The sequence below is a fragment of the Bradyrhizobium sp. INPA03-11B genome, from assembly GCF_040446015.1.
GTDB lineage: Bacteria > Pseudomonadota > Alphaproteobacteria > Rhizobiales > Xanthobacteraceae > Bradyrhizobium > Bradyrhizobium macuxiense_A.
Genome location: NZ_JASGSR010000078.1, coordinates 1 through 25,365, shown reverse-complemented (window position 1 = coordinate 25,365; position 25,365 = coordinate 1). Strand labels below are relative to the sequence as shown.

At 59.1% G+C, this 25,365-nt stretch carries 23 protein-coding genes; 13 read left to right on the top strand and 10 right to left on the bottom strand.

Translation table 11 applies throughout. The annotated features are described in order from the left end of the window. Positions 1-11 precede the first annotated feature (11 nt). Complete coding sequence (locus QMZ05_RS27505; RefSeq protein ID WP_353703621.1) at positions 12-491, bottom strand: (2Fe-2S)-binding protein; 480 nt, start codon at positions 489-491, stop codon at positions 12-14. Continuing rightward, positions 491-1,372, bottom strand: coding sequence for a xanthine dehydrogenase family protein subunit M (locus tag QMZ05_RS27500; RefSeq protein WP_353703608.1), 882 nt, complete (start codon positions 1,370-1,372; stop codon positions 491-493). Before QMZ05_RS27500 ends, QMZ05_RS27505 begins: the two co-directional genes overlap by 1 nt. Before the next feature lie 242 nt (positions 1,373-1,614). On the opposite strand from QMZ05_RS27500, the gene QMZ05_RS27495 reads away from it, so the two are divergent. Next, positions 1,615-2,451 carry an SRPBCC domain-containing protein gene (locus tag QMZ05_RS27495; protein ID WP_353703607.1) on the top strand — a complete coding sequence of 279 codons (837 nt, stop codon included), beginning with the start codon at positions 1,615-1,617 and terminating at the stop codon, positions 2,449-2,451. A 45-nt stretch (positions 2,452-2,496) separates the two neighbouring features. Here QMZ05_RS27495 and QMZ05_RS27490 read toward each other — a convergent pair whose 3' ends face one another. Then, a complete protein-coding gene (locus QMZ05_RS27490) occupies positions 2,497-3,426 on the bottom strand; it encodes a helix-turn-helix domain-containing protein (RefSeq protein WP_353703606.1) in 930 nt (309 codons plus the stop codon). Between the two features lie 350 nt (positions 3,427-3,776). Here QMZ05_RS27490 and QMZ05_RS27485 point away from each other — a divergent pair, with 350 nt between their 5' ends. Then, on the top strand, positions 3,777-5,291 hold the full coding sequence (locus QMZ05_RS27485; protein WP_353703605.1) for a 4-hydroxyphenylacetate 3-hydroxylase N-terminal domain-containing protein: 1,515 nt from the start codon (positions 3,777-3,779) through the stop codon (positions 5,289-5,291). Between the two features lie 96 nt (positions 5,292-5,387). On the opposite strand, the gene QMZ05_RS27480 is transcribed toward QMZ05_RS27485, so the two are convergent. Genes QMZ05_RS27480 through QMZ05_RS27455 form a run of 6 tightly spaced genes read right to left on the bottom strand, consistent with a single transcriptional unit; the run spans position 5,388 to position 11,327 of the window. Further along, positions 5,388-6,089: an ABC transporter ATP-binding protein gene (locus QMZ05_RS27480; RefSeq protein WP_353703604.1), complete on the bottom strand. Its 702-nt coding sequence runs from the start codon at positions 6,087-6,089 to the stop codon at positions 5,388-5,390. Further along, positions 6,082-6,867 carry an ABC transporter ATP-binding protein gene (locus tag QMZ05_RS27475; protein WP_353703603.1) on the bottom strand — a complete coding sequence of 262 codons (786 nt, stop codon included), beginning with the start codon at positions 6,865-6,867 and terminating at the stop codon, positions 6,082-6,084. The genes QMZ05_RS27480 and QMZ05_RS27475 overlap by 8 nt, the downstream gene beginning before the upstream one ends. After that, complete coding sequence (locus QMZ05_RS27470; protein WP_353703602.1) at positions 6,864-7,808, bottom strand: branched-chain amino acid ABC transporter permease; 945 nt, start codon at positions 7,806-7,808, stop codon at positions 6,864-6,866. Before QMZ05_RS27470 ends, QMZ05_RS27475 begins: the two co-directional genes overlap by 4 nt. Position 7,809: 1 nt before the next feature. Continuing rightward, a complete protein-coding gene (locus tag QMZ05_RS27465; RefSeq protein WP_353703601.1) occupies positions 7,810-8,685 on the bottom strand; it encodes a branched-chain amino acid ABC transporter permease in 876 nt (291 codons plus the stop codon). Positions 8,686-8,724: 39 nt separating this feature from the next. Continuing rightward, positions 8,725-9,891, bottom strand: a complete 1,167-nt coding sequence (locus tag QMZ05_RS27460) for an ABC transporter substrate-binding protein (RefSeq protein ID WP_353703600.1) — start codon at positions 9,889-9,891, stop codon at positions 8,725-8,727. 59 nt (positions 9,892-9,950) lie between these two features. Beyond that, positions 9,951-11,327 (bottom strand): enoyl-CoA hydratase/isomerase family protein, encoded by a 1,377-nt coding sequence (locus tag QMZ05_RS27455; RefSeq protein WP_353703599.1) that lies wholly within the window; start codon positions 11,325-11,327, stop codon positions 9,951-9,953. Positions 11,328-12,163: 836 nt separating this feature from the next. Here QMZ05_RS27455 and QMZ05_RS27450 point away from each other — a divergent pair. From QMZ05_RS27450 to QMZ05_RS27430, 5 genes are read left to right on the top strand one after another with little or no spacing between them, the layout of a single operon-like run. Further along, the gene (locus QMZ05_RS27450) at positions 12,164-12,541 is read left to right on the top strand and encodes a hypothetical protein (protein WP_353703598.1); all 378 of its coding nucleotides are present in this window, start codon (positions 12,164-12,166) and stop codon (positions 12,539-12,541) included. Between the two features lie 13 nt (positions 12,542-12,554). Continuing rightward, a complete protein-coding gene (locus QMZ05_RS27445) occupies positions 12,555-14,696 on the top strand; it encodes an indolepyruvate ferredoxin oxidoreductase subunit alpha (RefSeq protein WP_353703597.1) in 2,142 nt (713 codons plus the stop codon). Beyond that, positions 14,693-16,186, top strand: a complete 1,494-nt coding sequence (locus QMZ05_RS27440) for an indolepyruvate oxidoreductase subunit beta family protein (RefSeq protein ID WP_353703596.1) — start codon at positions 14,693-14,695, stop codon at positions 16,184-16,186. The genes QMZ05_RS27445 and QMZ05_RS27440 overlap by 4 nt, the downstream gene beginning before the upstream one ends. Positions 16,187-16,211: 25 nt before the next feature. Continuing rightward, positions 16,212-17,870, top strand: coding sequence for an AMP-binding protein (locus QMZ05_RS27435; RefSeq protein WP_353703595.1), 1,659 nt, complete (start codon positions 16,212-16,214; stop codon positions 17,868-17,870). After that, positions 17,860-18,870, top strand: coding sequence for a helix-turn-helix domain-containing protein (locus tag QMZ05_RS27430; protein WP_353703594.1), 1,011 nt, complete (start codon positions 17,860-17,862; stop codon positions 18,868-18,870). Before QMZ05_RS27435 ends, QMZ05_RS27430 begins: the two co-directional genes overlap by 11 nt. 91 nt (positions 18,871-18,961) lie before the next feature. On the opposite strand, the gene QMZ05_RS27425 is transcribed toward QMZ05_RS27430, so the two are convergent. Then, positions 18,962-19,453 carry an Lrp/AsnC family transcriptional regulator gene (locus QMZ05_RS27425; RefSeq protein WP_353703593.1) on the bottom strand — a complete coding sequence of 164 codons (492 nt, stop codon included), beginning with the start codon at positions 19,451-19,453 and terminating at the stop codon, positions 18,962-18,964. A gap of 167 nt (positions 19,454-19,620) precedes the next feature. On the opposite strand from QMZ05_RS27425, the gene QMZ05_RS27420 reads away from it, so the two are divergent. From QMZ05_RS27420 to QMZ05_RS27395, 6 genes are all read left to right on the top strand, one after another. Continuing rightward, a complete protein-coding gene (locus QMZ05_RS27420) occupies positions 19,621-20,127 on the top strand; it encodes a Glu/Leu/Phe/Val dehydrogenase dimerization domain-containing protein (RefSeq protein WP_353703620.1) in 507 nt (168 codons plus the stop codon). A gap of 293 nt (positions 20,128-20,420) precedes the next feature. Continuing rightward, positions 20,421-21,152, top strand: a complete 732-nt coding sequence (locus tag QMZ05_RS27415; RefSeq protein ID WP_353703592.1) for a hypothetical protein — start codon at positions 20,421-20,423, stop codon at positions 21,150-21,152. A 218-nt stretch (positions 21,153-21,370) separates the two neighbouring features. Beyond that, positions 21,371-22,624: a S1 family peptidase gene (locus tag QMZ05_RS27410; RefSeq protein WP_353703591.1), complete on the top strand. Its 1,254-nt coding sequence runs from the start codon at positions 21,371-21,373 to the stop codon at positions 22,622-22,624. After that, positions 22,612-23,442, top strand: coding sequence for a CHAP domain-containing protein (locus QMZ05_RS27405; RefSeq protein ID WP_353703590.1), 831 nt, complete (start codon positions 22,612-22,614; stop codon positions 23,440-23,442). Before QMZ05_RS27410 ends, QMZ05_RS27405 begins: the two co-directional genes overlap by 13 nt. Further along, positions 23,439-23,852 (top strand): hypothetical protein, encoded by a 414-nt coding sequence (locus QMZ05_RS27400; RefSeq protein ID WP_353703589.1) that lies wholly within the window; start codon positions 23,439-23,441, stop codon positions 23,850-23,852. Before QMZ05_RS27405 ends, QMZ05_RS27400 begins: the two co-directional genes overlap by 4 nt. Before the next feature lie 149 nt (positions 23,853-24,001). Then, on the top strand, positions 24,002-25,365 hold a 1,364-nt coding region (locus QMZ05_RS27395; protein WP_353703588.1), incomplete at its 3' end, for a hypothetical protein.

Here is a 25,365-nt window from a genome sequence, read left to right as displayed (position 1 = left end):
GAAATGCAACTTCATTTCAAAGGCCCTCTTTCCTTCGCCAGCTCACGCACCGCGTCGACGATGTGCTGGTAGCCGGTGCACCGACAGATGTTGCCGGACAAAGCCTCCCGGATCTGCTCATCGGTCTCAAGCGGATGATGCCGGAGCATATCCGTGATTGTCATAACCATTCCGGGCGTGCAGAAACCGCACTGCAGGCCATGGTGCGTTCGGAAAGCTTCCTGAACGCGTCCCAGATTGTCGACCGTTCCGAGCCCCTCAACTGTCTCGACCTGCATTCCCTGCGCCTGGATCGCCAGCGTGAGACAGGACCTGGCACTTCTTCCATCCAGCAGAACGGTGCATGCACCACAGACGCCATGCTCGCAGCCGACATGCGTTCCGGTGAGACCAAGCTCGTGCCGCAGGAAGTCGCTGAGGAGCATCCGCGGCTCGATTTCGCGGCTGTGAGTCAGACCGTTGACGACCAGCGAGACTTTGGACGTGGGCATCATGGTTGCTCCACGGAACGAGCCGCCCGACGCCAGGCGACGTCGAGGGCTCGCCGGGCCAGCGCGCCCGAGAGATGACGCCTGTAGTCGGCGGAGGCATGGAGGTCCGTATTGGGCCGCAGAGTGTCGTTGATCAATTCCACCACCTCGTTCACGAGATCTGGCGTGACCTCCCGGCCCTCGATGAGCGCCTCGACCGAGCCTAACCTGAGCGGTGTTTCTCCTACTCCCATCATCGCGAAACGCGCGCCACACGCTGCCCCGTCCCGGATGCTCATTGTGGTCGCCACGCAAGCCAGTGCGAAATCTCCATGGCGTTTCGCGAACTCCTCGAATCCCCAGCCGACATCCGGCGACAGCTCATCGATCTCGATCGAAGTGACGAACTCGTCCGGCTCCAGCGAGTTCATCAGGGAGCCCTGAAAGAAATCGGCGGCCGCGATCTGCCTCTCGCCCCGAACCGACCGGGCCGTGATCTGCCCGTTGAGCAGCAGGGTCATCATTGGCATCTCGGCCGCCGGGTCCGCGTGGCAAACGCTTCCGCAAAAGGTGCCCCGGTTTCGTACGGTAAGATGAGCCACGTGGTGCATGGCCTCGTGAAGGATCGGAATTCGCTCCTGGATGAGCGGGTCAGTCGCCGTCATGTAATGACGCACGGTGGCGCCCAGTCGCAGCCGGCCTCCGCTTGATTCGATCTGCGAAAGGTCCCCGATGCCGTTGATGTCGACCAGAACGGAGGGCTTCACGAGCCGGAAATTGATCATTGGCATGAGGCTCTGGCCACCGGCTATGATCTTTCCGTCGCCGCTGCACCTCGCCAGCTCCTCGCTTGCCGCGGAGATCGTGGTCGGCCGAACGAAGTCGAACGGTGCAGGCTTCATGCGATTGTCCTCAAAGACGCCGGCGCCTCGTCATATTACCACTGGCAAGGCCGGACACATGTCGGTCGATAAGCCCGGGGTGGCATTTCTGCGGCGCCTCCTGCATCTGTCTTTTGCGCTGCACCCGGGCTTTTCTATTGACTTGCATTACTAGACTATTATTGAACATGTCAAGCTCGGCTCCGCCGCGCGTCCGCTGCCAGCTTGCGCGTCGCTTTCATCCGGGACCAGGGAGATCATTCATGGATATGCGTGGCCAGCAACACATTCCTGCAAGTCGCGAGATCGTCTGGAATGCCCTCAACGACCCGGAGATCCTGCGGATCTGCATTCCAGGCTGCCAGGAACTGGTGAAGTCTTCGGATACGCAGATGACCGCGGTCGCAGTGATCAAGGTTGGTCCGGTCACCGCCCGGTTTCAGGGCGCCGTGACCCTGTCCGATCTGGATCCCCCGAACGGCTACACCATCAGTGGTGAAGGACAGGGAGGGGTCGCCGGGTTCGCAAAGGGTACCGCAATCGTGCGCCTGGAAGCCGACGGGGACGGCACTCTGCTGCACTACGAAGTCAACGCGCAGATTGGTGGAAAACTGTCCCAGCTCGGTGGCCGCCTGATTGATGCCACTGCAAAGAAGATGTCTGGACTCTTCTTCCAAAAGTTTGCGCAGGAGATTGGAGACAGACAGCAGGCCGCAGATGATGCCACTGCAGTCTCGGCCGCTGGAGCGCCTCCAGGCGCGGTTAGCTCGCCCTCCGTCGCCCAGGCTTCGGCGCCTGTCCGGGCTTCCGGCCAGCACACCGTCAGACGTCATGCGCCCTCACCTTCAGCCGCGAACGATCGACCGTCAGGCCTGTTCTCCTTCCTGAAGCTTGTTGGCGCAATCGCCGTTGTCAGCGTTCTGGGGCTCGGATGGTATCGCTATGGAGCGTTGCTACCAAGCCTCCTCCCCGCCCCCGACGCGATCACAGCCGACGGACGCGCGCACGTCTCCCCGGATATATCCAGCATGATTCAGCTGATCATGGCCGCAGCGATTGGCTATCTGTTCGGTGCCCGCAGCAAGAGCTACCAGAAATAGCGACGGGCCGGGATCGGTATCTCCCCGGGGACGAGGCTGACAGCTTCAACCGGGAAGCGCCCGGCTGCTCTTCTTCCCGCCGAAGCGATCCGGGTTGTAGCGCATTCGATACTGCATCGAGTGGGCAGCAATCGGTTCGCGGCACTCGCTGCACAGTACCATCGGCGTAAAATCGTGCCCGCAATCGAGATGGGTCAACACCAGCGGAGCCTTGCCATTCGACCTCCACTTGTCACCCCACGCCATCATCATGATCAGCGGTCCGTACAGATCGAACCCCATGGGGGTGAGCAGGTATTCGAACCGGTCCGGCCCGCTCTGGTACATGCGCTTCATAAAGATACCGCGGTCGACCAGTCGGGTCAGTCGGTCCGACAGGATGTTCGGCGCAATTCCAAGCTCACTCTGCAGCTTGTCGAAACGCCGCGCGCCGAAAAACGCTTCCCTGATGACGAGGAAGCTCCATCGATCTCCAATAACCTGCAGCGCCCGCGATACCGAACTCGGCCTTCCCCGGTTGAACTGATTGTCGTCCGAAGAACGCCGCGAACGCTTCATTGGCTCGACCGCCACGGAGCCCGACCCAGGTCCATCGCGATATGAAACACGCCGGGCCACCACCTTTTCCCGGCAGTGCGAGCATCCGACGTAAGGCTTCGTGACCTGTTCGCATTGCGTGTGAATGAGCTGCAATGGAACGCCGTGCTTTTCGGACAGCCAGTTATCTCCGAACTGCATAAGCGCCATGAAGGTCGGGTAAAGATCCATGCCTGACCGGGTCAGCCGGTACTCCACCCAGCTCGATGTTTCCGAATACTCGATCCGGCGGAAGATTTCCTCCGCGACGAGGCGCTGAAGCCGGTCGGTCAGCGTGGCCCTCGGGATCTCGAGCATCGTCCGGAATTCCTCGAAGCGGTGCGCTCCAAAGAACGCTTCGCGGATGACGAGAAAGGTCCAGGCATCCGACAGAATCATGACTGTCCGTGCAACCGAGCATTTGCGCTCGCGTGGCGCACCCTGCGCCTTGCTGGCTTGAACGGCGGCCGTGGATCTGCTCCTCGCCACCCGCCGTTTCGGTGATTGCACCGGATTCAATACGGTCTCCTGTCGGAATATCGGGATCGATATTGGCATGATCTCCCTACCAAACCAACACGGAGTTGCAAACGATGCGGCTGGCGACGGCAGAACGAGCAGCGATGGGGCCCGGAGCCTCCGTTTACTTGACAGGCTACATTAGTTCACTTATGCAAGTAACATATCTTACGTTCCTCCCTGACTCAGGGCCGGGCAAGCCCGGCCCGCATTTTCTGGAGAGAAGGAACATGACCTCCTCGAAGCAAGTCATCCAGCAAAGCGCCGACGCCCTGTGGAAGGATTTCTCCCACCCGCTCAGGTCTGCGCAGGATTACATCGATTCCCTGCGAGGGCGACGGTTGAACGTCTTCTTCAGAGGCGAGCCCGTCGAAGAACCGGTGGACGATCCGGTCATCTTTCCATCGATCAATGCCATGGCCGAAACGTATCGACTGGCTTGCGAGCAGCAGGATCTGGCGAGCGTGCCTTTTGGCAATACAGGACATCGCACCAGCCGATTTCTTCACGTCCCGGCCACGCCAGCCGATCTGGCCGTAAAGCACGAGATGCAGCGCGAACTCGGGCGCCGGACCGGCACATGCTTCCAGCGCTGCGTGGGACTGGATGCCATCAGCGCGTGTCACTCGATCACGTTTGACACTGACCAGACTTGCGGCACGTTCTATCATCCCCGGTTTCTCGCGTTCCTCAAGCGCGCGCAGGCGGCAAACGTGGTCATTGGAGGAGCAATGACCGATCCGAAGGGCGACCGCTCCAGGGCGCCGCATCAACAGACGGACCCGGACATGTTCCTTCACGTCGTACGGCGCGAAGAGGACGGTATCTACGTGTCCGGCGCAAAAATGCACCAGACCGGCGCGATCAATTCCCACTGGCTGCTCGTAATGCCGACGATGAGGCTTACGGAGGCAGATCGCGACTGGGCTGTCGTCGGAGCGGTCCGCGCCGATTCTCCCGGATTGACCTACATCCTGGGCCGCCAGACCAACGATACGCGAAGCGTCGATGGCGGCTCGCTAGACGCAGGAAATGCCAACTTCGCCGGCCAGGAAGCCCTGATCGTATTCGATCGTGTTTTCATCCCGCACGAACACGTCTTCATGGACGGTGAGTGGCAGATGGCCAGTTCTCTGGTTGAACGGTTCACGACCTATCACCGCTCGTCCTACGTCTGCAAGACCGGTCTTGGCGATGTGCTGATCGGGGCAGCCGCAGAGGCCGCATCCCAGAACGGGGTGGAGAACGCATCGCATATCCGCGACAAGCTCGTCGAGATGACGCATTTGAACGAAACGGTCTATTCAAGCTGCGTTGCTGGCGCATATCGTGCTTTGAAAGCGCCTTCCGGCGCGGTCTATAACGATCCGATGCTCTCCAATGTCGCCAAGCACAACGTCACGAGATTCCCTTTCGAGATCGCACGGCTGGCGCAGGACATTGCGGGCGGACTGGTAGCGACCATGCCTTCCGAGCGCGATCTTCTGAACAACGTGACCGGGCCGTTGATCCGCAAGTTCCTGAAAGCGAGGGACGGCGTCGATACCGTCGATCGCATGAGGATTCTTCGGTTGATCGAGAACATGACGATCGGGCGGAACGCGGTCGGATATCTGACGGAAAGCCTCCACGGAGCAGGGTCACCGCAAGCGCAGCGCGTCCAGATCGCCCGGGGTATGGAAATCGAAAGCAAGAAGGCCTTTGCGCGCAACCTGGCTGGAGTACGGCCGAAGGCGGAAGAATGATACGAAAACGCACGGCGTCCGGGAGACTGCTGTGCGGCTCGCCATCCGATCAAACTTTTCCCGGCTATCGGGATGGCCATGTGAATCCGGGTAGCCCTATTCACCCAGATAGAGCTCGCGCACGCGGGGATCTGCCTGCAGGGCACTGCCGCCGCCCGTCAGGACAATGCGTCCCGTCTCCATGACGCAGGCCTGGTCAGCGATCGACAGAGCCAGGTTAGCGTTCTGCTCGACCAGGACGACCGTCAGGCCTCGATCCCTGAGCGAACAAACAGCTTCGAAGACCTGATCGATGAGTAGCGGAGAAAGACCCATGCTTGGCTCGTCGAGAAGAAGCATGTCGGGCTGGCTCATCAATGCCCGCGAGATGGCGAGCATCTGTTGCTGTCCACCGGACAATGAGCCGGCAGGCATGCCTTTCTTCTCGTGCAGGATCGGAAACATCTGATAGGCAGCCTGCACGCCCTGGTCGGAGTCCGCCTTCGATCTGGTCCAGGCACCCAGTCGCAGATTGTCCTCGACCGACAGTCCCGCGAACACCTGGCGCCCCTCAGGCGACTGAGACAGGCCCATTTTGACGCGGGTGCTTGCCTTCACTCCGTTCAGGGACTTTTCCTTGAACGTGATGCGGCCAGCCGTAACCGGTTGCACACCGGAGATAGCGCGAAGCAAGGTCGTCTTGCCGGCACCGTTCGCACCGATCAGGGCGAAGATATGCCCTCTGGAAACGCTCATGCTGACGTCGTGAAGCACCTCGATCCGGCCATAGCGGCTGCTCAAACCCGCAACATCAAGCATTGGCTGCCTCGCGCCTTCCGTGATCCCCGAGATAGGCGGCTATCACCCGTTCGTTCCGCTGCACTTCTGACGCCGTCCCTTCGCAAATCGTCCGGCCACCATCCAGCACGTGGATCCGGTCAGATATCCGCATGACGAGTTTCATATCGTGCTCAACAAGAACAACCGTCACTCCGGATCCTGCAATCTTCCTGACGAGCTTCTCAACCTCGACCGTCTCGGCCGGATTGCATCCGGCGGCAGGCTCATCGAGCAGGATCATCCTGGGCTCCGTTGCGAGAGCTCTCGCCAGCTCGAGCTTCTTCAGTGCTCCGTACGGCATCGCCGCAGCGGAGCGATCCGCGTAAGAACCAAGCCCTACGAACTCAAGCAGCTCTCGCGATCGCTCCCGGCTAGCCCGGTTCTCGCGGACTGCACCAGGGAGGCTGAACAGCTGCGAAATCGTTCGGCTGCGCTCGTGCATATGCCGGCCAACCATGACGTTTTCGACTGCGGTCATTTGCATGAAAACCTGCAGGTTCTGAAACGTCCGCGACAGCCCTTCCCTTGCAAGGGCGTCAGACCGCATGCCGGTCACATCCTTGCCATTCAGCCGGATCGAGCCATCCTGCGGGATGTACACACCCGAGATGACGTTGAAGAGCGTCGTCTTGCCGGCACCATTCGGACCGATGATGGAAAACACGGCGCCGGCAGGCACCGAGATGGAGACATCTGAAACCGCCTTGACGCCACCGAAGGCAATTGAAATGGAGGACACATCGAGCATGGAGGTCATCTGCCGGTCCTCGCAAACTTCCTGGCGAGTGACGGCACGACCCCGCGCGGCAGCATCACGATACACAGGACCATCAGAAGTCCCAGCATGAGATGCTCATAGTCGTGGAAGACCGTGAGGACCTGCGGCAAAAGGACAAGAACTGCGGCCCCCAGAACCGAACCAAAGACGGATCCCAGTCCCCCCAATACCACCATCGTGACGAGCTCGACGCTTTTGAGAAATCCCGCAGTCGACTCTGGTGTGACGAGGCCATTGCAAAAGGCCAGAAGCGATCCTGCGAGGGAGGCGTATACGGCTGAGATGACGAACACCTTCAGCTTCTGTCTGGCGACGTCGACCCCGATCGCCTGTGCCGCGACCTCGCTGTCGTGAATGGCGCGCAAGGCCCGGCCGGTCGAACTTGCCACGAGATTTTGCGCAATGAACACGCCTGCCACGAGAACAACGCCCGAGATCCAGTACCATTGCTCGACCGTTCGCAGACGCCATCCGAGCACGACCGGTCGAGGCACAGCGATTCCGTCCGGTCCTCCGGTCAGACCTGCCTCGTTTGTGATCAGCAGGGCAATCAGGAAGCCGAACCCTAATGTGGCGACCGCCAGATAGTGCCCCTTCAGTCTGAGAATTGGACGGCCGACCATGGCTGCAATCGCAGCGGATGCGAAGGCTCCGAGCACGGCCGAAGTTAATCCCGTCAGTCCCCAGTGCACTGAGCCCAGAGCGACCGAGTAGGCGCCGATGCCGATGAAGCCGGCGTGCCCCAGGCTGACTTGCCCGGCAAAGCCCATGAGCAGATTCAGTCCGACAGCCGCCAGGCCGAAGACGTAGATCAGGGTCATGACCCGCAGATAGTAGTTTGAGGGAACGAGAAGCGGCGCGATGGCGATGATTGCAATCAGGATTACCAGCTGCACCAGGCGTGAGTGTTGGGGGCTCATGTCAGACCCTTTCCCTGGCGAGCGAACCGAAGAGGCCCTGTGGTCTCGCCGCCAGCACGATCAGGATGATCAGAAAAGCGAATGCATCCTTGTAGGCTGACGAGATCAGGCCGCCGCCGAACGCCTCGACGACTCCGAGAACGATGCCGCCTGCTACCGCTCCAACCGGATTTCCCATACCGCCCAGCATCGCGGCGGCGAACCCCTTGAGCGAGAGTATGGTACCAGCGTCGTAGCTGGTGAGTGTTATGGGAGCAGCCATGATGCCCGCCAGGCCGCCGATCGCTGCCGAGACCACGAAAGCGAGCGTCACGACCGAGCGTACGTTCATTCCCATCAGGGTCGCGGCCAGAGAGTTCTGCGAAACGGCGAGGATCCCCTTCCCCAGCAGCGTTTTGGTCGTAAAGGTTGCGAGCGCTGCGACGATGACGATCGTTCCCGCAAGAACCACGAGGCTCTGCGTTGGAATAGTGGCTCCGAACAGCTCAATCGGACGCGCATCGAACCAGGACGGCAAGGAATGGAACCTCTTGTCGAAGACAAGCTGCGCCACTCCCTTTGCGAAAATCGATGCACCAATCGTGAGAACGATCAACCCGAGGACCGGGCTGCTGCGCGCGGGATCGATAGCGAGCCTGTACAGCAACAGGCCCGCGACCGCTGCGACCATGGTACCGAGGATCGCAGCGGGGAATGTTGGCAGGCCACCGGCCACGGCGAAGACGGTCGTCATCGCCCCCAGCATTGCGAAGTCACCTTGCGCAAAGTTGGCTACGTGCGTCGAGTTGTAGATCAGGGTAAAACCTAACGCGACGAGAGCGTAGACAGCACCGATTGTCACACCGGACGAAGCGTACTGCAGTAGATCAGCGGTCATGCCAAAACCATTCGATAAGAGCGGCCGGGAGCTTGCCCGTTAATTCCCGGCGACGATGGGCGACCAGTTGCCGTTCTTGATCTCGACCATCCGGAAGCCGGTGAGGTCGAGGCCCATGTGATCCCTGGCCGTCATCGAATAGATGCCGTTGACACCCACGAAGCCCTTTGTCGCTTCCAGAGCATCCCGGATCCTGGCTGGCTCGGACGAGCCCGAACGCCTGATCGCCTCGACAACCATCTGGAAGCCGTCATGCATAAAGCCTCCAAAGGCCGATACGGGCTGATTTGCGGCCTTCTCGTAAGCCTGCGTGTAGGCGAGAACCGGAGCCCGCTGGGGATCGCTGGACGCCAGGCTGGACCCGACCAGAAGCGCCGGGACAGGTAACCGTGCGCCCTCCGCGCCGCCCGCGGACAGATCGATGAACTCCCTAGAGGCAACGCCGTGGCTGACATACAGCGGCAGCGTCATACCCAGCTGCCCGTAGTTGCGGGCCAAAATCGCTGGCGTTTGTCCGATCCCCGGAACGACGATCGCCTGGACGTCCTTCTTGCCTCTCACGTTCGTGAGCTGGGGAGTCATGTCGGAATCCCTGGGGCCGAAACTCTCCTCGTGCACGATCCTGATGTCGTATTTCGGAGCGACGCTCACGCACTGGTCGCGCATCGAGCGGCCGAATCCGTCCGTGCCGAAGACGACGGCGATGTTCGAAAGACCGCGCGCCTTGATGTCCTCGAAGATCTTCTCACAGGCCATCGTATCGGTCTGCGGTGTCTTGAAGACCCACTTCCTCACAGGCTGGACAACCTGCAGTGCCCCCGCCATGGACATGAACGGGATCTCCGCCTCCTCGAAGGCGGGGAGCATTGCCATGGTTGTTCCGGTCGTCGATCCGCCGACCATTGCGACGACTTTGTCTTCATCGATCAGGCGGCTCGCAAATGTTCGGGCAGCGTTGGCATCGCCTCCATCGTCGTAGACGACCAGTTCGATTTTCCGCCCACCGATGCCCCCGCCCGCGTTCACCTGCTGCGCCAGCATTTCGATTGTCCGCTTCTGCGGCTCACCGAGAAATGAAGCCGGCCCGGTCACCGAAAGAACAGCGCCGATCCTTATCGGCTGTTCGGCGTGGCCGGGTTGCGCCAGCAACAATGCCGACGCGGCCACAGAAAACGTCAGGCGAAGTGACTTCCAGATCGCGTTCATCCTTGGCTCCCTTTGATTGAATGAGCGGCGCGCCTTCTGCGGGCGCGCCGCAGATCAGTTCAGACCTTCCGGCTTTGGGCGTTCCAGAACCGCTCAAGGTTGTTGATCAGCGCCGGCGAGAAGTGGCAGTAGGCCTGCTCGCGCGCGTAGACGGCCATGTATGTCCGGAACAGGTCGAGTGGCTCTGCCGCGATACGCATCGCCCTCCGATTGCCGGAAGCGCTGACGACGCCCGAATTCGTCAAACGATCGACCGTGTCGTAAATCGCCGCATCCATCGTGTCGGGTTCGACGATCAGGTCACAGATCTGCCGCCCCGTGTGACTGTCGCAATCGATGCGCATGTCCGCCATGATGGCCTGGCGGGTGGCCCGATCACCCACGAAGCGCGGCATCCGCATGTTCGCGATACCGGGGATGATGCCCTCCTTCCGGGCCGGAAGGGTCATGTAGGCGTCCTTGCCGGCGATGTTGTAATCGGTCGAGAGGATGTACTGACAGCCGCCGCCGATCGCGAATTTGTCGATTGCAGCGATCCAGGGCTTCTCGATCGAATCACCGATCATCTCGTCCGGAGGGGCGTCCGGCACCGCCAGACCACGGTAGAACTTGTTGATGAAGCCCAGATCGCGGATGAGATACCAGAGATAGGACAGGCGACCGTAGTAGATGTGCGTGAGATTGATACCCGTGCAGAAGACGTGTTGCCCGGCGTGCTTTCCGCTTTCGATCTTTCCGCCGCGGAGAACGCAGACCGAAGTCTCGGGATCGAGGAGCGCCAGATCGACAGCTGTTTCAACGTCAGCGACGGTGGTGTCATCCTCGGCATTGAGATAGCGCGAATTCTTAAGATAGACGAAGGACGCCTTGCCCTGCCGCTCGACCGCCGCATGCTCCAGCTCGACCCTGCCCTCTTTCCTTAGCTGCTCCAGCCGGTCGACCGCTTCCTTCCGGGGAAGCAACATCGCGTGGCAGAGATGGAGGCCGCACTCGCGATCGGCAAGCACGGCGTTGAAGAACAGCCCCTGGTCAACCTCATGACCGTCCTTGTCCGCCTGCACCAGAGCTGACTCGCCGGCGACGCGCTCTTTGGTAGGGCAGAGACCCGGCACGGCTTCGGCAGCCGCGTAAGCAAGATCTTCCACGCGCCGGAAGCGGCCCAGATCGTTTGTCAGTTCGCGATAGAGGCGAACTGCGTGAGCGGAGAGAAAGCGGGAGCGCGACTTTCGCGCGTCCTCGATGATCGCAATTGCTGCCGCCTTCTGCTCCTTGCTCCGGTCGCGACATGCCGGAAGACTATCAAGCTTCGCCAGTGCGCCGCGCCAGTATTGCGAGAACGCGCTGACGTCTGCCGCGTAATTCCCCGAGATACCCGGCCACGCAGCGGTACCTGATGATTGAACAAGCGGCGTCAGTGCAGATTTCGTCGCAACCATCTCTGTCTCCTCTGTGACTAACCTGGACGAGGCCGTAGCATATTTAGTTCAGCTATAAAAGTCTCTTTTTCGACAAGCAAGATCGACCGTGGACCGGGATGCGTCGAGATCCGGTTTTCTCGACAGTAGCCAAATCATCATATTTTGTAGTGTTTCCTTGCTGCTTTCCCATCTGATTTCAGGCATACAGCGAGGTGCTAACCCTCTCCTAGTCTGGTCCAGACGATACATACAGCCGGACCTATACGGGCAATACCTGTTTTTCTGCTGGGTTTTCCCGTTTTTATTTTGTCGACTTCCATAATTGAACTAAAGTACTGGAGCCAGGCGATGCAAGCCCGGCGGCGGCTGAAGGACGTCGCGCCGGATCGCCATCCGCGCTGCAAAGCGAAGACTGTGTCCGCGTCTGCGCGCGCTATCGGCACCGGGAGTCTTGTTATCGATCGCTTGCAAACCCGGCGATGGCGTCAGTCACCGCCCCGACGAGCGCAACGAAGCCACGAGGGGCCAGATGCCGGTGAATCGGGCGCTTTGGTTCATCTATAAAAGTAATCATCCATGAGCGTGCCAGACAGGAAGCCGCCGTTCGGGCGGAAATCCACAAGTCACAATTCGCCGAATAAAGCCGATTTTCCGGCATTTTGCGAAATATTTTACCGCGGCGACGCCGCCTGCGACCGTTTTCCTTACGGTATTCAGCCGCTTGATTCTCCGGAACCGCATCTGCACCGGCTTCCCCGCACCGCAAACCACAGCTGATATCCGCGTCCTCGCGCCTATTGACTTCCATAACTGAACTAAATGATGTAGACGGAGCAGCATCTGGAGGATTCACAATGATTGAAACGGGCAAGCAGCTCAGTCGAACCATCGAGATCGACGATGCCAGGGCCATCTCATTCATGGGCCCGGAGCTTCGGGTTTATTCAACGCCCAGCATCCTGTCCGACATAGAATTCGCATGCCGGGACCTGTTGCTGACCATGCTCGACGAAGGAATGGACAGCGTCGGATCGCATGCCGCGCTCGAGCATGTGGGTGCGGCGAAGCTTGGTCAGCGCGCCGGCGTCGTCGTCGCAGTCACGGAGGCGAACAAGCGCAGGATCACGTTCTCCGCGTCGGTCACATGTGATGGCCGCGCAATCGCAAACGCCAGTCACGTCCGGACGATCGTTTCCGTGGCAGATCTCAAGGCCAGAATCGGCCAGCTATAAGTGGGGAGTTGATATGCCGGAGCGTTCTTTTCACGAGGAAGTACAGCAGCTTCGTGTCGGCAAGGGTGAGGTCTTCGAGGGCGAAGGCATCCTTGCGGTGACCAAGGCTCTGCTTCAGTCCGGGGTATCCTACGTTGGAGGATACCAAGGAGCCCCGGTATCGGCGCTCGTTGACGTTTTGAGCGATGCCCACGATCTCCTGGACGAGCTCGGCATCCATCTCGAAACATGCGCGAATGAAGCCGGCGCGGCTGCGATGCTAAGCGCCTCGATCAATTATCCCATTCGCGGTGCCGTCACCTTCAAGTCCATTGTGGGAACGAATGTCGCTGCCGATGCGATCTCGAATCTTGCTTCAGCGGGCGTCGTCGGCGGATCGCTGATTGTTGTTGGTGAGGATTACGGCGAGGGATCCAGCATCATCCAGGAGCGCAGCCACGCCATCGCGACAAAGTCGCAGATCTGGCTCCTGGATCCGCGTCCTGACCTGCAGAAGGTCGTCGACATCGTTGAGCGATCCTTCGAGCTTTCGGAGGCCTCCAACACTCCGGTGATGATGGAGCTCCGTATTCGGGCCTGTCATCTGAGCGGCAGGTTCGAGGCGAACGAAAACCGGCGCGCGCCAATGTCGAAGCGGAGCGTGATCGAATCTCCGGTCTTCGACAAGAACCGGATCAGCCTGCCTCCGGCGACATACGTCCAGGAGAAGCTCAAGATCGATGTCCGCTACCCGGCAGCGGTTGATTTCGTCCGCGAACGGAAGATCAACGAGGTCTTTCCGGGAGAATTCAACGACATCGGCTTCGTGATGCAGGGCGGGATGTACAATCACGTCATCTCCGCCTTGCGCGCTATCGGCCTTGCCGATGATTTCGGTAACTCGCGCATACCTCTGCTCGTCCTCAATTGCGTCTATCCGCTGGTTCCGGACGAGATCGAGAATTTCTGCCGGGACAAGAAGGCGGTCCTCGTCATCGAGGAAGGTCAGCCCAACTACATCGAGAACGATATCAAGGCGCTGATCTCCGATGCCGGCATCGGGACAAAAATCAACGGCAAGAACTGCCTGCCGATGGCCGGCGAATACGTCGGAGCGGTGCTGATCGACGGCTTCGACAAGTTTCTGGTGCGCTCCCGTCCTTCCCGTCTCGACTCCAAAGAAGCCGCTGTGGCGGTCAAGTCGTTTCAGGACAACAAGCGCAGAGCCGCAGAACTGCTTGGAGGTCCCCTGCCCGGTCGTCCTCCCGGACTGTGCACCGGTTGCCCGGAACGCCCGGTCTTCAGCGCATTGAAGCTCGTTCAGGAGCAGGTGGGAAAAGTACACGTCAGCGCCGACGTCGGATGTCACAGCTTCGGGACCCTGGAACCGTTCAAGGTCGGCAATACGATCCTGGGGTACGGGCTCGGCCTGGCGTCTTCTGTCGGTCTCTCATCGATGATGAAGAGACCCGTCGTCAGTATCATGGGAGACGGAGGTTTCTGGCACCAGGGACTGACGACAGGCGTCGCCAACCACATCTTCAACAAGGATGAAGGCGTCCTCGTTCTGCTCAAGAACGGTTACGCGTCGGCGACCGGGCATCAGCACATACCGTCTACCGGCTCGAACTCCCGCAACCAGACCAGCGATATGGATATCGAGAAGGCCTTGCGCGGTGTGGGTGTCACGTGGATCGAGACGGTCGGTTCCTACCGCATTGGCCGGATGATAACGGCTCTCAAACGCGCCATTCTCGCCCAGGGCAAAGGGCTGCGCGTCATCATCGCAGAAGGCGAATGCATGCTGGCTCGCCAGCGGAGAGAGAAGCCCGCGGTAGCAGCCCGCGTAAAGGACGGAAAGCGGGTTATCCGCACCAAGTACGGCGTAGACGAGACAACGTGCACCGGGGATCACTCGTGCATTCGTCTTTCCGGCTGTCCGACACTCACGGTGAAGAGCAATCCCGATCCGCTGCGACGAAATCCGGTTGCATACGTCAACGACGGGTGTGTCGGTTGCGGTAATTGCGGCGAAGTTGCCCATGCCGCGGTCCTTTGCCCGTCATTCTACCGGGCGGAAGTCATCCAGAACCCGACCTTCCTCGATCGTACTGCGGAGCGCATCCGCGGCACGTTCATCCGATACATGCAGCAGCGTCAAAGGGTCGTAGCATGACCAGAGGATCCTCAAAAACACGCTCGATCCTGATTGCTGCGCTCGGTGGCGAAGGCGGCGGCGTTCTGTCGGACTGGACGATTGAAGCCATTCGCAGCGCGGGTTACCTCGTCCAGGGGACCTCGATTCCGGGTGTCGCTCAGCGCACTGGCGCGACGACTTACTACATCGAGTATCTGCCGGTCCCGAAGGAAGAGCTCGGCCAGGACCGTCCGGTCTTCGCTCTCACGCCCATCCCGGGTCGCGTGGACGTCATGATGGCGTCCGAACTGATCGAGGCAGCTCGTGCAGCGGAAGGCGGCTATGTCTCGCCCGACAGAACGACCCTGATCGCATCAAATCACCGGGTCTATGCGACGACCGAAAAGATCTCGATGCTCGACGGGCGGTTCGACTCGCAAGCAGCGCTGAACGCGATCCATGCGGCCGCCAGGCGACCACTTGTGTTTGACATGCAGAGCGCAGCGCTCGAAGCCGGAACCGTCATCAACGCTGTGATCTTCGGCACTCTCGCCGGCTCCAACGCTCTCGGCATCGACCCCGAATTGTTCGAAGCCGCCATCAAGAAATCCGGAAAATCCGTCGCGGCGAGCCTGAAGGGATATCGCTATGGCTTCGACGCAGCGAGAGGCACGCTGCCCGCTCCTTTCTCCCCGGCCCTGTCCACAACGACCGTCACCCGGTTTGTCGATGCCGAATTCCCCGTAGAGGCACGGCACGTCGTCGAAACCGGGTACAAGCGATGCCTCGACTATCAGGACACGGCCTACGCTCACCTGTACCTGCAGCGGGTTCGCGGTGTGCTTGCGACGGACCGTCAGGTCCGTGGAGCCGATCAGGGCTGGAAGCTCACGCTCGAAGCGGCGCGGCTCCTGGCTCTCCGCATGACTTACGAGGACGTCATCAGGGTTGCCGATCTGAAGACGCGGGCGGACCGGTTTGCCACCGTGCGCCGAGAAACACGGGTGAAGGCGGGCGAAGGCCTGCGGATCATCGAGTATTTCAAGCCCGGTCCTGAAGAAATCTGCGCGCTGCTTCCTCCGGGGGCCAGCAACGCCCTCCTCCGCTGGCTCAGAAAGCGTGGTCTCGAACATCGTTTCAATATCGGGCTTCACGTGCGAAGCGACACGATATCCGGCTATCTGCTCATGCGGCTGCTGGCGCGCGCCCGCGTGCTTCGTCGCCGTTCCTGGCGGTTTGCCCAGGAGGAGGCGCTCACGACACGCTGGCTGACGGCCGTCAGGAACGCCGCGCTGCTCGACTACGCCTTCGCTATCGAGGTCGCCGAATGCGCCGATCTCGTGAAAGGCTACAGCGGCACGTATCGACGCGGCGTACGCAGCTTCGATCTGATCTTCGACAAGCTCATAGATCCCGCGATACGCCAGGTGAAGGAAGCAACGGCCGCCGTGCGCGGCGCTCGCGCCGCAGCGAACGCAGATCCAGAGGGCGACACGCTAGATAATTTCCTGCTCGCCGCAAGCTCCTAGTCAAACTGACCGATCGGGGAAGACAATGGCGAACGTCGAACTTTCGCATGTCACAGGGGCAACGGAGTCTCCGCTTCTGGAGTTAACTGTCGGCGAGGCCTTGCGTGATGCGGCCGCTCGCTACGGAGCAAGTGATTCGATCGTAAGCGTCTTTCAGTGCCAGCGACTGACGTACGCGGAACTCGATCGTGATGCAGATCGGGTCGCCGGCGCGCTGATCGCGATGGGGATCAGGAAGGGAGATCGAATCGCGATCTGGTCCGCGAACAAGATCGAGTGGCTGGTCGCGCATCATGGGGCGGTGCGCGTGGGCGCGGTCGTTGTGACGGTCAACCCTGCCCTGAGGCAGGAAGAGGCGCGGCACGTCCTCGCCGATTCAGGTTCCAGGCTCGTTTTTGCTGCACGTGCATTTCGTGGCTATTCGTTCGTGAGCGCGCTCGACAACATGCGCTCCGACCTTTCCGAGCTCGAAGAAATCATCTACTTCGATTTTGACGATTCCGGCTCGGACTGGTTCGAATTCCTGAACCGTTCGCCACAAAACAGAAAGCGGGTCGAGGAGGCCGAGGGCCGGGTCTCTCCTGACGATCCCTGCAGTCTCCAGTACACGTCGGGGACGACCGGACGTCCGAAAGGCGCGTTGCTGACGCACCGGAATATTCTCAACAACGGACACTTCGTGGGCGAGCGGCAAAAGCTGACCAGTGCCGATCGCATATGTTTGCCTGTTCCGTTCTTTCACTGCTTCGGTCTCGTTCTCGGGGCGCTCGCCGCCATGACTCATGGCAGCGCAATCGTGCTGCCCGGGGACAGTTTCGATCCGGAATCGACGTTCGATACGATCCGGCGCGAACGCTGCACTTCCTTCTATGGCGTTCCGACCATGTATATCTCCCTGCTCACGCACGAAGCGGTCCATCAGGCTGACTTCTCCACCCTCAGGACTGGCTGCATGGGTGGCGCGCCCTGCCCGATCGAGACGATGCGCCAGGCGGTCGAGTGCATGAATATGCGCGAGATCACAGTGACCTACGGCATGACGGAGACGTCACCGATATCTTTCCAGACACTTCCCGACGATAGTAACGAGCGCCGGGTCACCACGGTCGGAACGGTTCACCCGCACATCGAAGCGAGGATCATCGATCCGCAGACCGGCCAGACGGTCGAGCGCGGGGTCAGTGGCGAGCTCTGCATCAGGGGCTATTCGGTCATGCTTTGCTATTGGCGGAATCCGGCGAGCACCAGCGAAGCCATCGACAAGGACGGTTGGATGCATACGGGTGACCTGGCGACGATGACTTCCGACGGCTATCTGCAGATCGTCGGAAGGAGCAAGAACACGATCATTCGCGGCGGTGAGAACATCTACCCTCGCGAGATTGAGGAGTTTTTGCTTACGATGCCGGAGGTTGCCGAGGCCTACGTGTTCGGACTTCCGGATGCGAAATATGGCGAGGAAGTGTGTTCCTGGATCAAGTTGAAGGCCGGTGCGAATATGACAGCCGAGCAACTGAAAGCGCGATGCAAGGGCAGGATCGCCACGTTCAAAATTCCACGTTACGTCCGGCTGGTTGACGCTTTTCCGACGACAGCCAGCGGCAAGGTGCAGTACTTCAGGATGAGAGAAGCCGAGCTTGAACTGACGCGCCCGGCGAAGGGACCTGATCCGATTGCCTGCTAAGCTGTCATCTGTCGCCGCCAAAGCTCCTGCGCAGAAAATCGAGGGTCTTTTCGGCCCTAAAGGCGGCGTGCGTCCTGACCGTTACCCTCCTGAGGGCTATGTCAGACATTCGGCGGAATCGGCGACCATCGATATCCTCGCCGATACCTGGACATACCTCATCATTCGAGAGGGTTTCTTTGGCGCACGCCGGTTTGCTGAATTCCAGCGCAAGCTGGCAATCCCTCGGGCTACCCTCAGCAAGCGGCTAGAGCGGCTTCAGAAGAACGGCATCTTCAAACGGACTGGCAAGCCGGGTCAGCACAAACAGTATCAGCTGACTGAACGCGGACACGACGTTTACCCCATAACGCTCGGAATGATGTGGTTCGGGGACAAGTGGATGTCTGAGGGCACACCGCCACTGGCGCTGTTCCACAAGACCTGCCGATCATGGTTTTCGGCGAGGGTCGTCTGGCGGGAGACGGGAGAGCCGGTCCAGGCACGCGACATCCGTATTCGCATTCCGAAGGACTACTGGATACCGCGTCCCAGGATCGCTCCGCGGCACAGGAGATCCAGCTGGGACGGATCGGTGCAAGGCCGGCGTCCCTGCTCGGTGGAACGAATGTTATCGATTGTCGGCGATAGATGGACGTTCCTTGTCCTGCAAGAGCTCTTTCACGGTAACCACCGCTTCGACGACTTCATCAATGCCCTTCTGATCGCTCCGAGTGTGTTATCGGGGCGCCTTATCAACCTGCAGCGAGCCGGCTTCATCGAAAAGAACGAAGAGCTCGGCGGCTATCACCTCACAAAGATGGGGCTCGACAGCTACGGGCCAATGATCCTCATGAAAGTATGGGGAGAGAAATGGGTCGTTCGCGGTGGGCGGAGTAACTTCGACTTCGTCCATCCCTCGGGCGGCATCGTCACCCCCATTGCCGTGTGCTCGAGCTGCGGCAATCTGCTTTCTGCCCGCGACGTCTCCTACGTCTGCAACTATGTTGCGCCCGACTAATGGTTGAGCGCCGCGTCGGCGCTTTCCTGGTCTCCGGTCTTCGCAGCATACGACAATCCGCCGTCCGGCACTGTCCCGGAAACCGGTTTCCTCAATGGATGGGGCAAAAATTCGATTCCTTCACGGTCCGCATGGGTAACAGGGTTCTGATCTTCGCAACCTGAGGGACCTTGGTGAGGAAGCTCCACAGAAACTCCTGAAACCCTGAGATATCCCGGGCAACGATCTTCAACAGATAATCGTAGTCGCCCGAGACAAGATGGGCCTCCAGGATCTCTTCCCGCGGCTCTATCTGACTTTCGAATGCGTCGACGGACTCCCGTGTCTGGCGTTCCAGACTGACTTGCGCGAAAGCGGTGAAGCCCTGTCCCACCGCCGTGCGATCGACGAGCGCCACATACCCCTTTATGACGCCACGCTCTTCAAGGGCTTTCAGACGCCGATGACAAGGCGACGGCGACATGCCGACCGCCTCCGAGAGTGCGGTGATCGGCAAGCTCGAGTCCTTCTGGACCTGGCGAAGGATGCGCCTTTCAAAGGCGTCCAGTTCATCCCGTGTTTCGGCTGCCTTTTGCAAGATCATCCCTCATCTTCGCGACAGATAGCGCATTTGGGCGAGGAATCCCCCGGAGCGCAAGATACCGTTTCTCCAGTCTGCTAAGCCGCAGCAGCGAGTCGACACAAGCAGTTGGCTGGCGCGCCCGCAGGGCGGGCGCCTTACGAATATGCGTTCAAGACGGCCTGGTGGAGATGTACGCGCACAAGAGCTTTGACGACCACCAGCAAGTGATATTCGCAAACGACAACAGAACCGGACTTAGGGCCATCATTGCGATCCATCGACAGGGACCGGGCCGGGCCCTGGGCGGCTGCCGGATGCGTGCCTACAAGAGCGTCGACGAAGCCCTTACGGACGTCCTTCGATTGTCGCGCGGCATGACGTTCAACAACGTGATGGTCGGAATTCCCTTCGGCGGCAGCAAATGCGTCATCATCGGCGATCCATCAGATCAGAAATCGAAAGAGCTGCTGCTATCAATGGGTTCGCACGTCGAAACACTGGGTGGACGCGTTGTCACAGGCGAAGACATCGGCGTCGGCCTGACCGACGTCGAAGCCATGCACGAGCCCGCGACCCACATGGCCGGCTGGCACGAAGCAAGGGTCACAGCTCCGAGACTGGAGACATCAGGAAGCCTGCTCCAATCGCTCCAGCCACTCTTGTTCGGAATTCCTTACGATGGCGCCGCCCCCTAACTAGCGGCGCCCTGAGGATGCTGCTTACTGGGCTTAAAGGCCCTCCCAGCTCGGTACGAGAGTTGGTCGAACCAAAAATGGCGAGGCCAGGCAGACCGTCAACTTGACAGGGAACCAGTACGCTCACTAGACTTTAGGTATATTGCGCGCTGGAGTTGATTGCCATGCCGCTCCATTTCATTTCCGTTTGGGCCTCATTTGCGAGGAAGACGAGCGGCCCCCGTCGATCGGCCGCAACTGCGCGCAGGTTCGTCGTCAGGCACCCGTGGTGCGAAGGACGAAACCGCTGGTCTGTGATTTTCGCTGTCCTCAGTGGTCTGGTCTTGTCTGGACCAGCCAACGCACAGTTTAGCGTTGAGCCTGTGCTGTCCACGACTCCGGTCAATTTCAAGACCGTGGTCACGGCCAGAGTCGAAAAATTTGGGCCGATGGCCGTTGTATCCGGGACCGCAACACTATCGCTGGCGCCTGTCCAGCAAATTTTCAGCGCGTCCTTACCCCAGCTCAACGGGCGGCTTGGCTGCTCGAGATCAAATGATCTCGAAATTGTGCTTACAAAGCTGGGCGTTGCATCGACCTCGCCTTTCAACGCCGATGCCGGAATCTATATTGGTAGCTCGATGCACGTGAGGCAATGCAGCGGGCTCTACGAGGGCGACATCGAGGTTCGCGTGCCGTTGTCAATCAATGTGAACAGGGGGCAAGGTCCGCAGCTAAGAGCGGGTACACCTTCGGTATTGCCCCAAGGTGTATATGCGCTCCGCGTCTTCCCCGTTTCCGACCAAACGGTGATCACGAAAACCAACAAGGCTGCTTCTCCAGTGATCGCTGTCTTTGTCCAGAAAATCAACGGATGGATCAGATCACAGACGGGTCAGTCAGACCGGATATCGCAATTGCGCAGATTCAATCTCACAGCTCAGTCAGCGCAAGTGTCTGCGAGCAACGAGGATCTTAGCCTGACCATCAAATACTCTGGACAGGTGCCAATTTCGAAACTCGACCAACTCCTGAGCGGGTCCTAGCATTTTCACTCTGACTCGGAGTTCGGCACGAACTCAGCGAGCCAGACATTTTCAGCAAGGGGGCACAATGGACGATCGTCATTCGAGGACGCAGAGAGCTTTCAGACTAATCGCTTGGTCGGTTGCAAGCTCTCCTCTCAAACCACGTTGACACGGCTACAATCTAAGATAGCATAACGGCATAGATCTAAACTCAATTTTTATGTCTGGCAGGCATTATGGATCGTTCGTTACGGCTGGTGCTTGGCGCCATGTGCGCACTTTTGCATTGCGCGGCTGCGTTTGGACAACACGCGTTAGCCGACGAAAGTCGGTCGGCAAAAGCCGATTTTGAAGTCACGTTGAACTATGCGGATGTGTCACGTGCCGATCGACGCGTTCATGAGCGCGTGCTGTTGATCGCCAAAGGCAAAGCCACCGGTCGCCTTTTCTTCAGCGCAACCGAGTTTTCATTTTCCGGCCTGCTGCTGAGGGGCGATCGAACATGTACCGGCTCGCTCATTGCTCCGAAGATTTTTCTGACGGCTGCTCATTGCGTCTGCGAGACGATCGATGGTGTGCCTCAATACTACTCGGATGCGCATTCTTGCACGGAGAACAAGTCTCCCGCATCTCGCCCTACAGCCGTCTTCTTTCCGACGGCCGGGACTTTCGAAGTTGACGGGCCTCCTGAAATCAACCCTGACTTTCGGCTTCCTGATCTATCGGGCAACGGAACTGCAACTCGAGTAGCCGATCTGGCAATCGTCCGCTTAAAGAATGCCCCGCCCGTCAAGCCCGTCAATCTGGATACCTCAAGTAGCGATCAGGCTGTGTTGGCGGTCCTCGGTACCGGCAAGACGCGGATCCTGGAAGGATCAAATAACAAGGTGCTGCCACCTGGGCGGTATGACCACCTTGCTACCTACGCTTTTGCTCAAAAGCCTGCACTTGACGCATGCCCTCCCCAGCTTGGTGACGTGATTTGCGAGCGCTTCAATCGCGTCCAATTTTCAAATGACCCGCGACAGTTGCCTTGCAGCGGAGATTCCGGAGGCGGGCTCATCGCATTTGATCAATATGGCCAGCCTCGAATCCGAGGTGTCACATCGTATGTCGACGAAAATACAGAATGCGAGTCGCAGTCCGGTGTAGCTGTGTACACGGATGTGCGCCGGCACGCAGACTGGATCAAGGGCTTTCTCGGCAAAAGCCCCTCCGCGACAACCGACGTGTCGCCCAAATGCGCTACCGCGTTCGTTCGTCTACCCGAAGGAACCACGAAGATTGGCGTGCTGGCAGGAAGTGCGAGCATGTTCTCTGCCCTGAGCTCGGTTGAGCTGGCACCGGGCCAGGCGGCTTCAACAGCCTCATGCACGCAGCCGTCGGAAAACAAATTCCTGATGCTCTGCGGCTATTCGAAAAGCTCGTCGGCCTCCGAACTCAATGCAACAGGCCCCGGGGCAATTGAAGTTGTACTATGCAAGGAGTGAACAAGATGCTGAATAGACGAAACTTGCTTGCGTCGGGGCTCCTGGCGACCTCTGCGACGCTCGTAGACCACCGCGTAGCCGAGGCTGCCAACGATTGCTCAGGCTACGAGACGTTCAATTTCAGACCTCCGTCACTCCCGGATGCCGGAACGGCAACCGGCAACGGACCATCCCCCGCAATAGACGTCGCCAAGGCCTTTCGGCTAATGATGGCAGCACCTCGAAACGTCGCGCCGGTAGATGTTGCCAATTATTTTAGTCGGCTGGAGGTGAAGAGCGAGACTGATATCGCGGGATCAAAGCGACTTTTCCGCGAGGAATGGCCAACACCCGGTCCTGCAAACCCGATGGTCGTTGGATTCTTTGCCGCGACGCAACTCCTTCCTGGAGGTGATCAGACAGCCTGGTGCGCGGCTTTCGCAAACTACTGCCTGTACACAGCAGGACTCCTTGGAACAGGAAGTGCGGCATCTGCGAGTTTCCGGCCGCTAAAGGACATAGCCAGTGACGGAGCGCCAAAGTCCGGTGATCTCGCGGTTTTTCGTGACCAGGGACAACGAGGAGACTCGTTTGGCCATGTGGGTTTTTTTGTGTCCGCGAGCGACGTGAAGAGCGGCAAGTACCAGGCCCGCCCTCAGGCGATGCAAAGGTATGACCAGTCACCTTCGAGTTTTGTGTGGGTTTTGGGTGGCAATGAACAAGGAGGTGATCAAGGCTCCACTGGAGGAGTTAAGGTCGCTCCCATGCCTCGCGATGGAAGTCTTCAGCTCCTCGGATTTGTTTCAATTTCCAAGTTCAAGAAAATTCCTACGTCATGACGGCGTCGATCAGGAAGCTGGCCATCGCAATACTCCCCGTACTGCTTTGCCAGGCAGAAGTCCGGGCAGCTGACAAGCCCACCGGTCAGCGACAGATCGATCGTGGCTCTGCAGCGGTGGATGTCTTTTCGTGGCAGAGCTTTAAGCCGAAAGACGGAGAAAATGCGTCGTCGTCGACCGGCGGGGCAGGAAAGCAGGTCGCTCCGATCGACGACGGGCAGCCCGTTATAACTCCAAGGCAGGTCGGACCGGCGGGTGACGCTCAGACGGTCATTGATCCCAAGCAGCGCAATAAAGGACTGTACCCAGAGAATAGCTCGGGTGTGCTGATGAACAAGGAGCAGGTCGCCCCAATTGACGACAATCAGCCAATTTTCACGCCGCACCCGACCAAAGGCAGCAAGCAGTGAACTCCCTGGAACAGTCCTGGTGCACTGACGGCGTGCGGACCTTGTTTCTGCATATGGCTTCCAGGACCCTACTGGTCTCAGTTGGCCTTGTTATCAGTTGGTATTCTATATCGTTCCCCCTCAGCGCCGCCCGGGCCTCTGAGGACGGGATGCGCAACGCACGCATAAATGCGTGCATTAGAATTCTTCAACAGAACGATAAAGCGCTGAAGAATGCCTGGCGTGGACATTGCGGAGCCGACGAATTGGACGAGGAGCTGGCCGGGACTGCAGCCGACCCTCGGCAGAACGATTTGTTGGCGGTGTTCAGCACGAAGCCTTCAATCGTCGTTAACGACGACAGTTGCACGAATCCTGCGGCGCCGGTTGCAACAACCTCCGCCTGCGGATTGGGCTCATCCTCGCTATATCCAAATCTGCAGGCTGGCGCCGAGATGCGCATCCGCTTGCCCGGTAACAAGTGCGGCACATTTATCCCGCTACTGCTGACGAACAAGACTGATTTTGCATGCAACGCTATTCAGACCAGAATCGCATGCGTTGATGCATCGTACGACGCCAACACAGATCGCACAAAACTAAAGCTTTCGACCAGGCGAACTGGCAATTCCGAATCGACCACAATCGAATTCGGCGCTCCCGAGCTTGCACAGCACGACGGGCGCCTTAGCGATCTGGTCAATCATCCTCAGTTCACCATCATACCTGCGTCAATCAACGGAGCGTCGGTTACAAAGACACTCTTGGAGATCGTTCGTTCTTTAGAGAAAGATTGCAATGGCTCCCGCCGGCACTCAGCTGCCGAGTGCGCCAGGCTCGCTCGCTTTCAAGCAGATGCAAAAATGCAGGAAGTGACACGTCGCTACCGCAATCCCCGACATGACAGCAGCAAGGATGCAATCGTTCAGGACGGAGAGCGGATTGTAGCTTTTCTGAGGGAAAAGCACATCGATGCGATCGAAGAACAATGGATTCTGTTCCTTTCGATCGCCGCCAATGAGGTTGGTCTGCAGGTCAAAGACGGAACGGTCACCACGTACGATCCGATCTACGCTGTAAGCGATGCGATTTACGGAAATAGTGGTCTCAGCTTCGGAGCGCATCAAATTGATCTGGGTGCAAATGACGATTCCGAGGTGAAGCTCTTTTGGGATGTGATCGATGCCTACAAATCACAGCACCCCGACGCAAATCTTGACCAAGCCGCTATGGCAAAGAACTGCGTCGACCTACCGATGCGACTGATGACTGTCGGAGCACTCGCAATGACCTATCGGACCGCACCAAACATGACAATTGCACTTCGAAGCGGTGAAGGCTTCGAGGAATACAACGAAAGACTCCTTTCATATCTTGCGGAAGAGACCAAGGCAACGAGAGGGCTCTCTGGCCTGTTCAGGAAGAGTATGATTTTGCGCGTTCTATTTTCTGACCTGAAGAACCAGGTAGGGAGCGGATCAAGGGTCCGGGTGCTCGCCAACGATGCTGTCTCAGGGGGAATAGATATTGATTC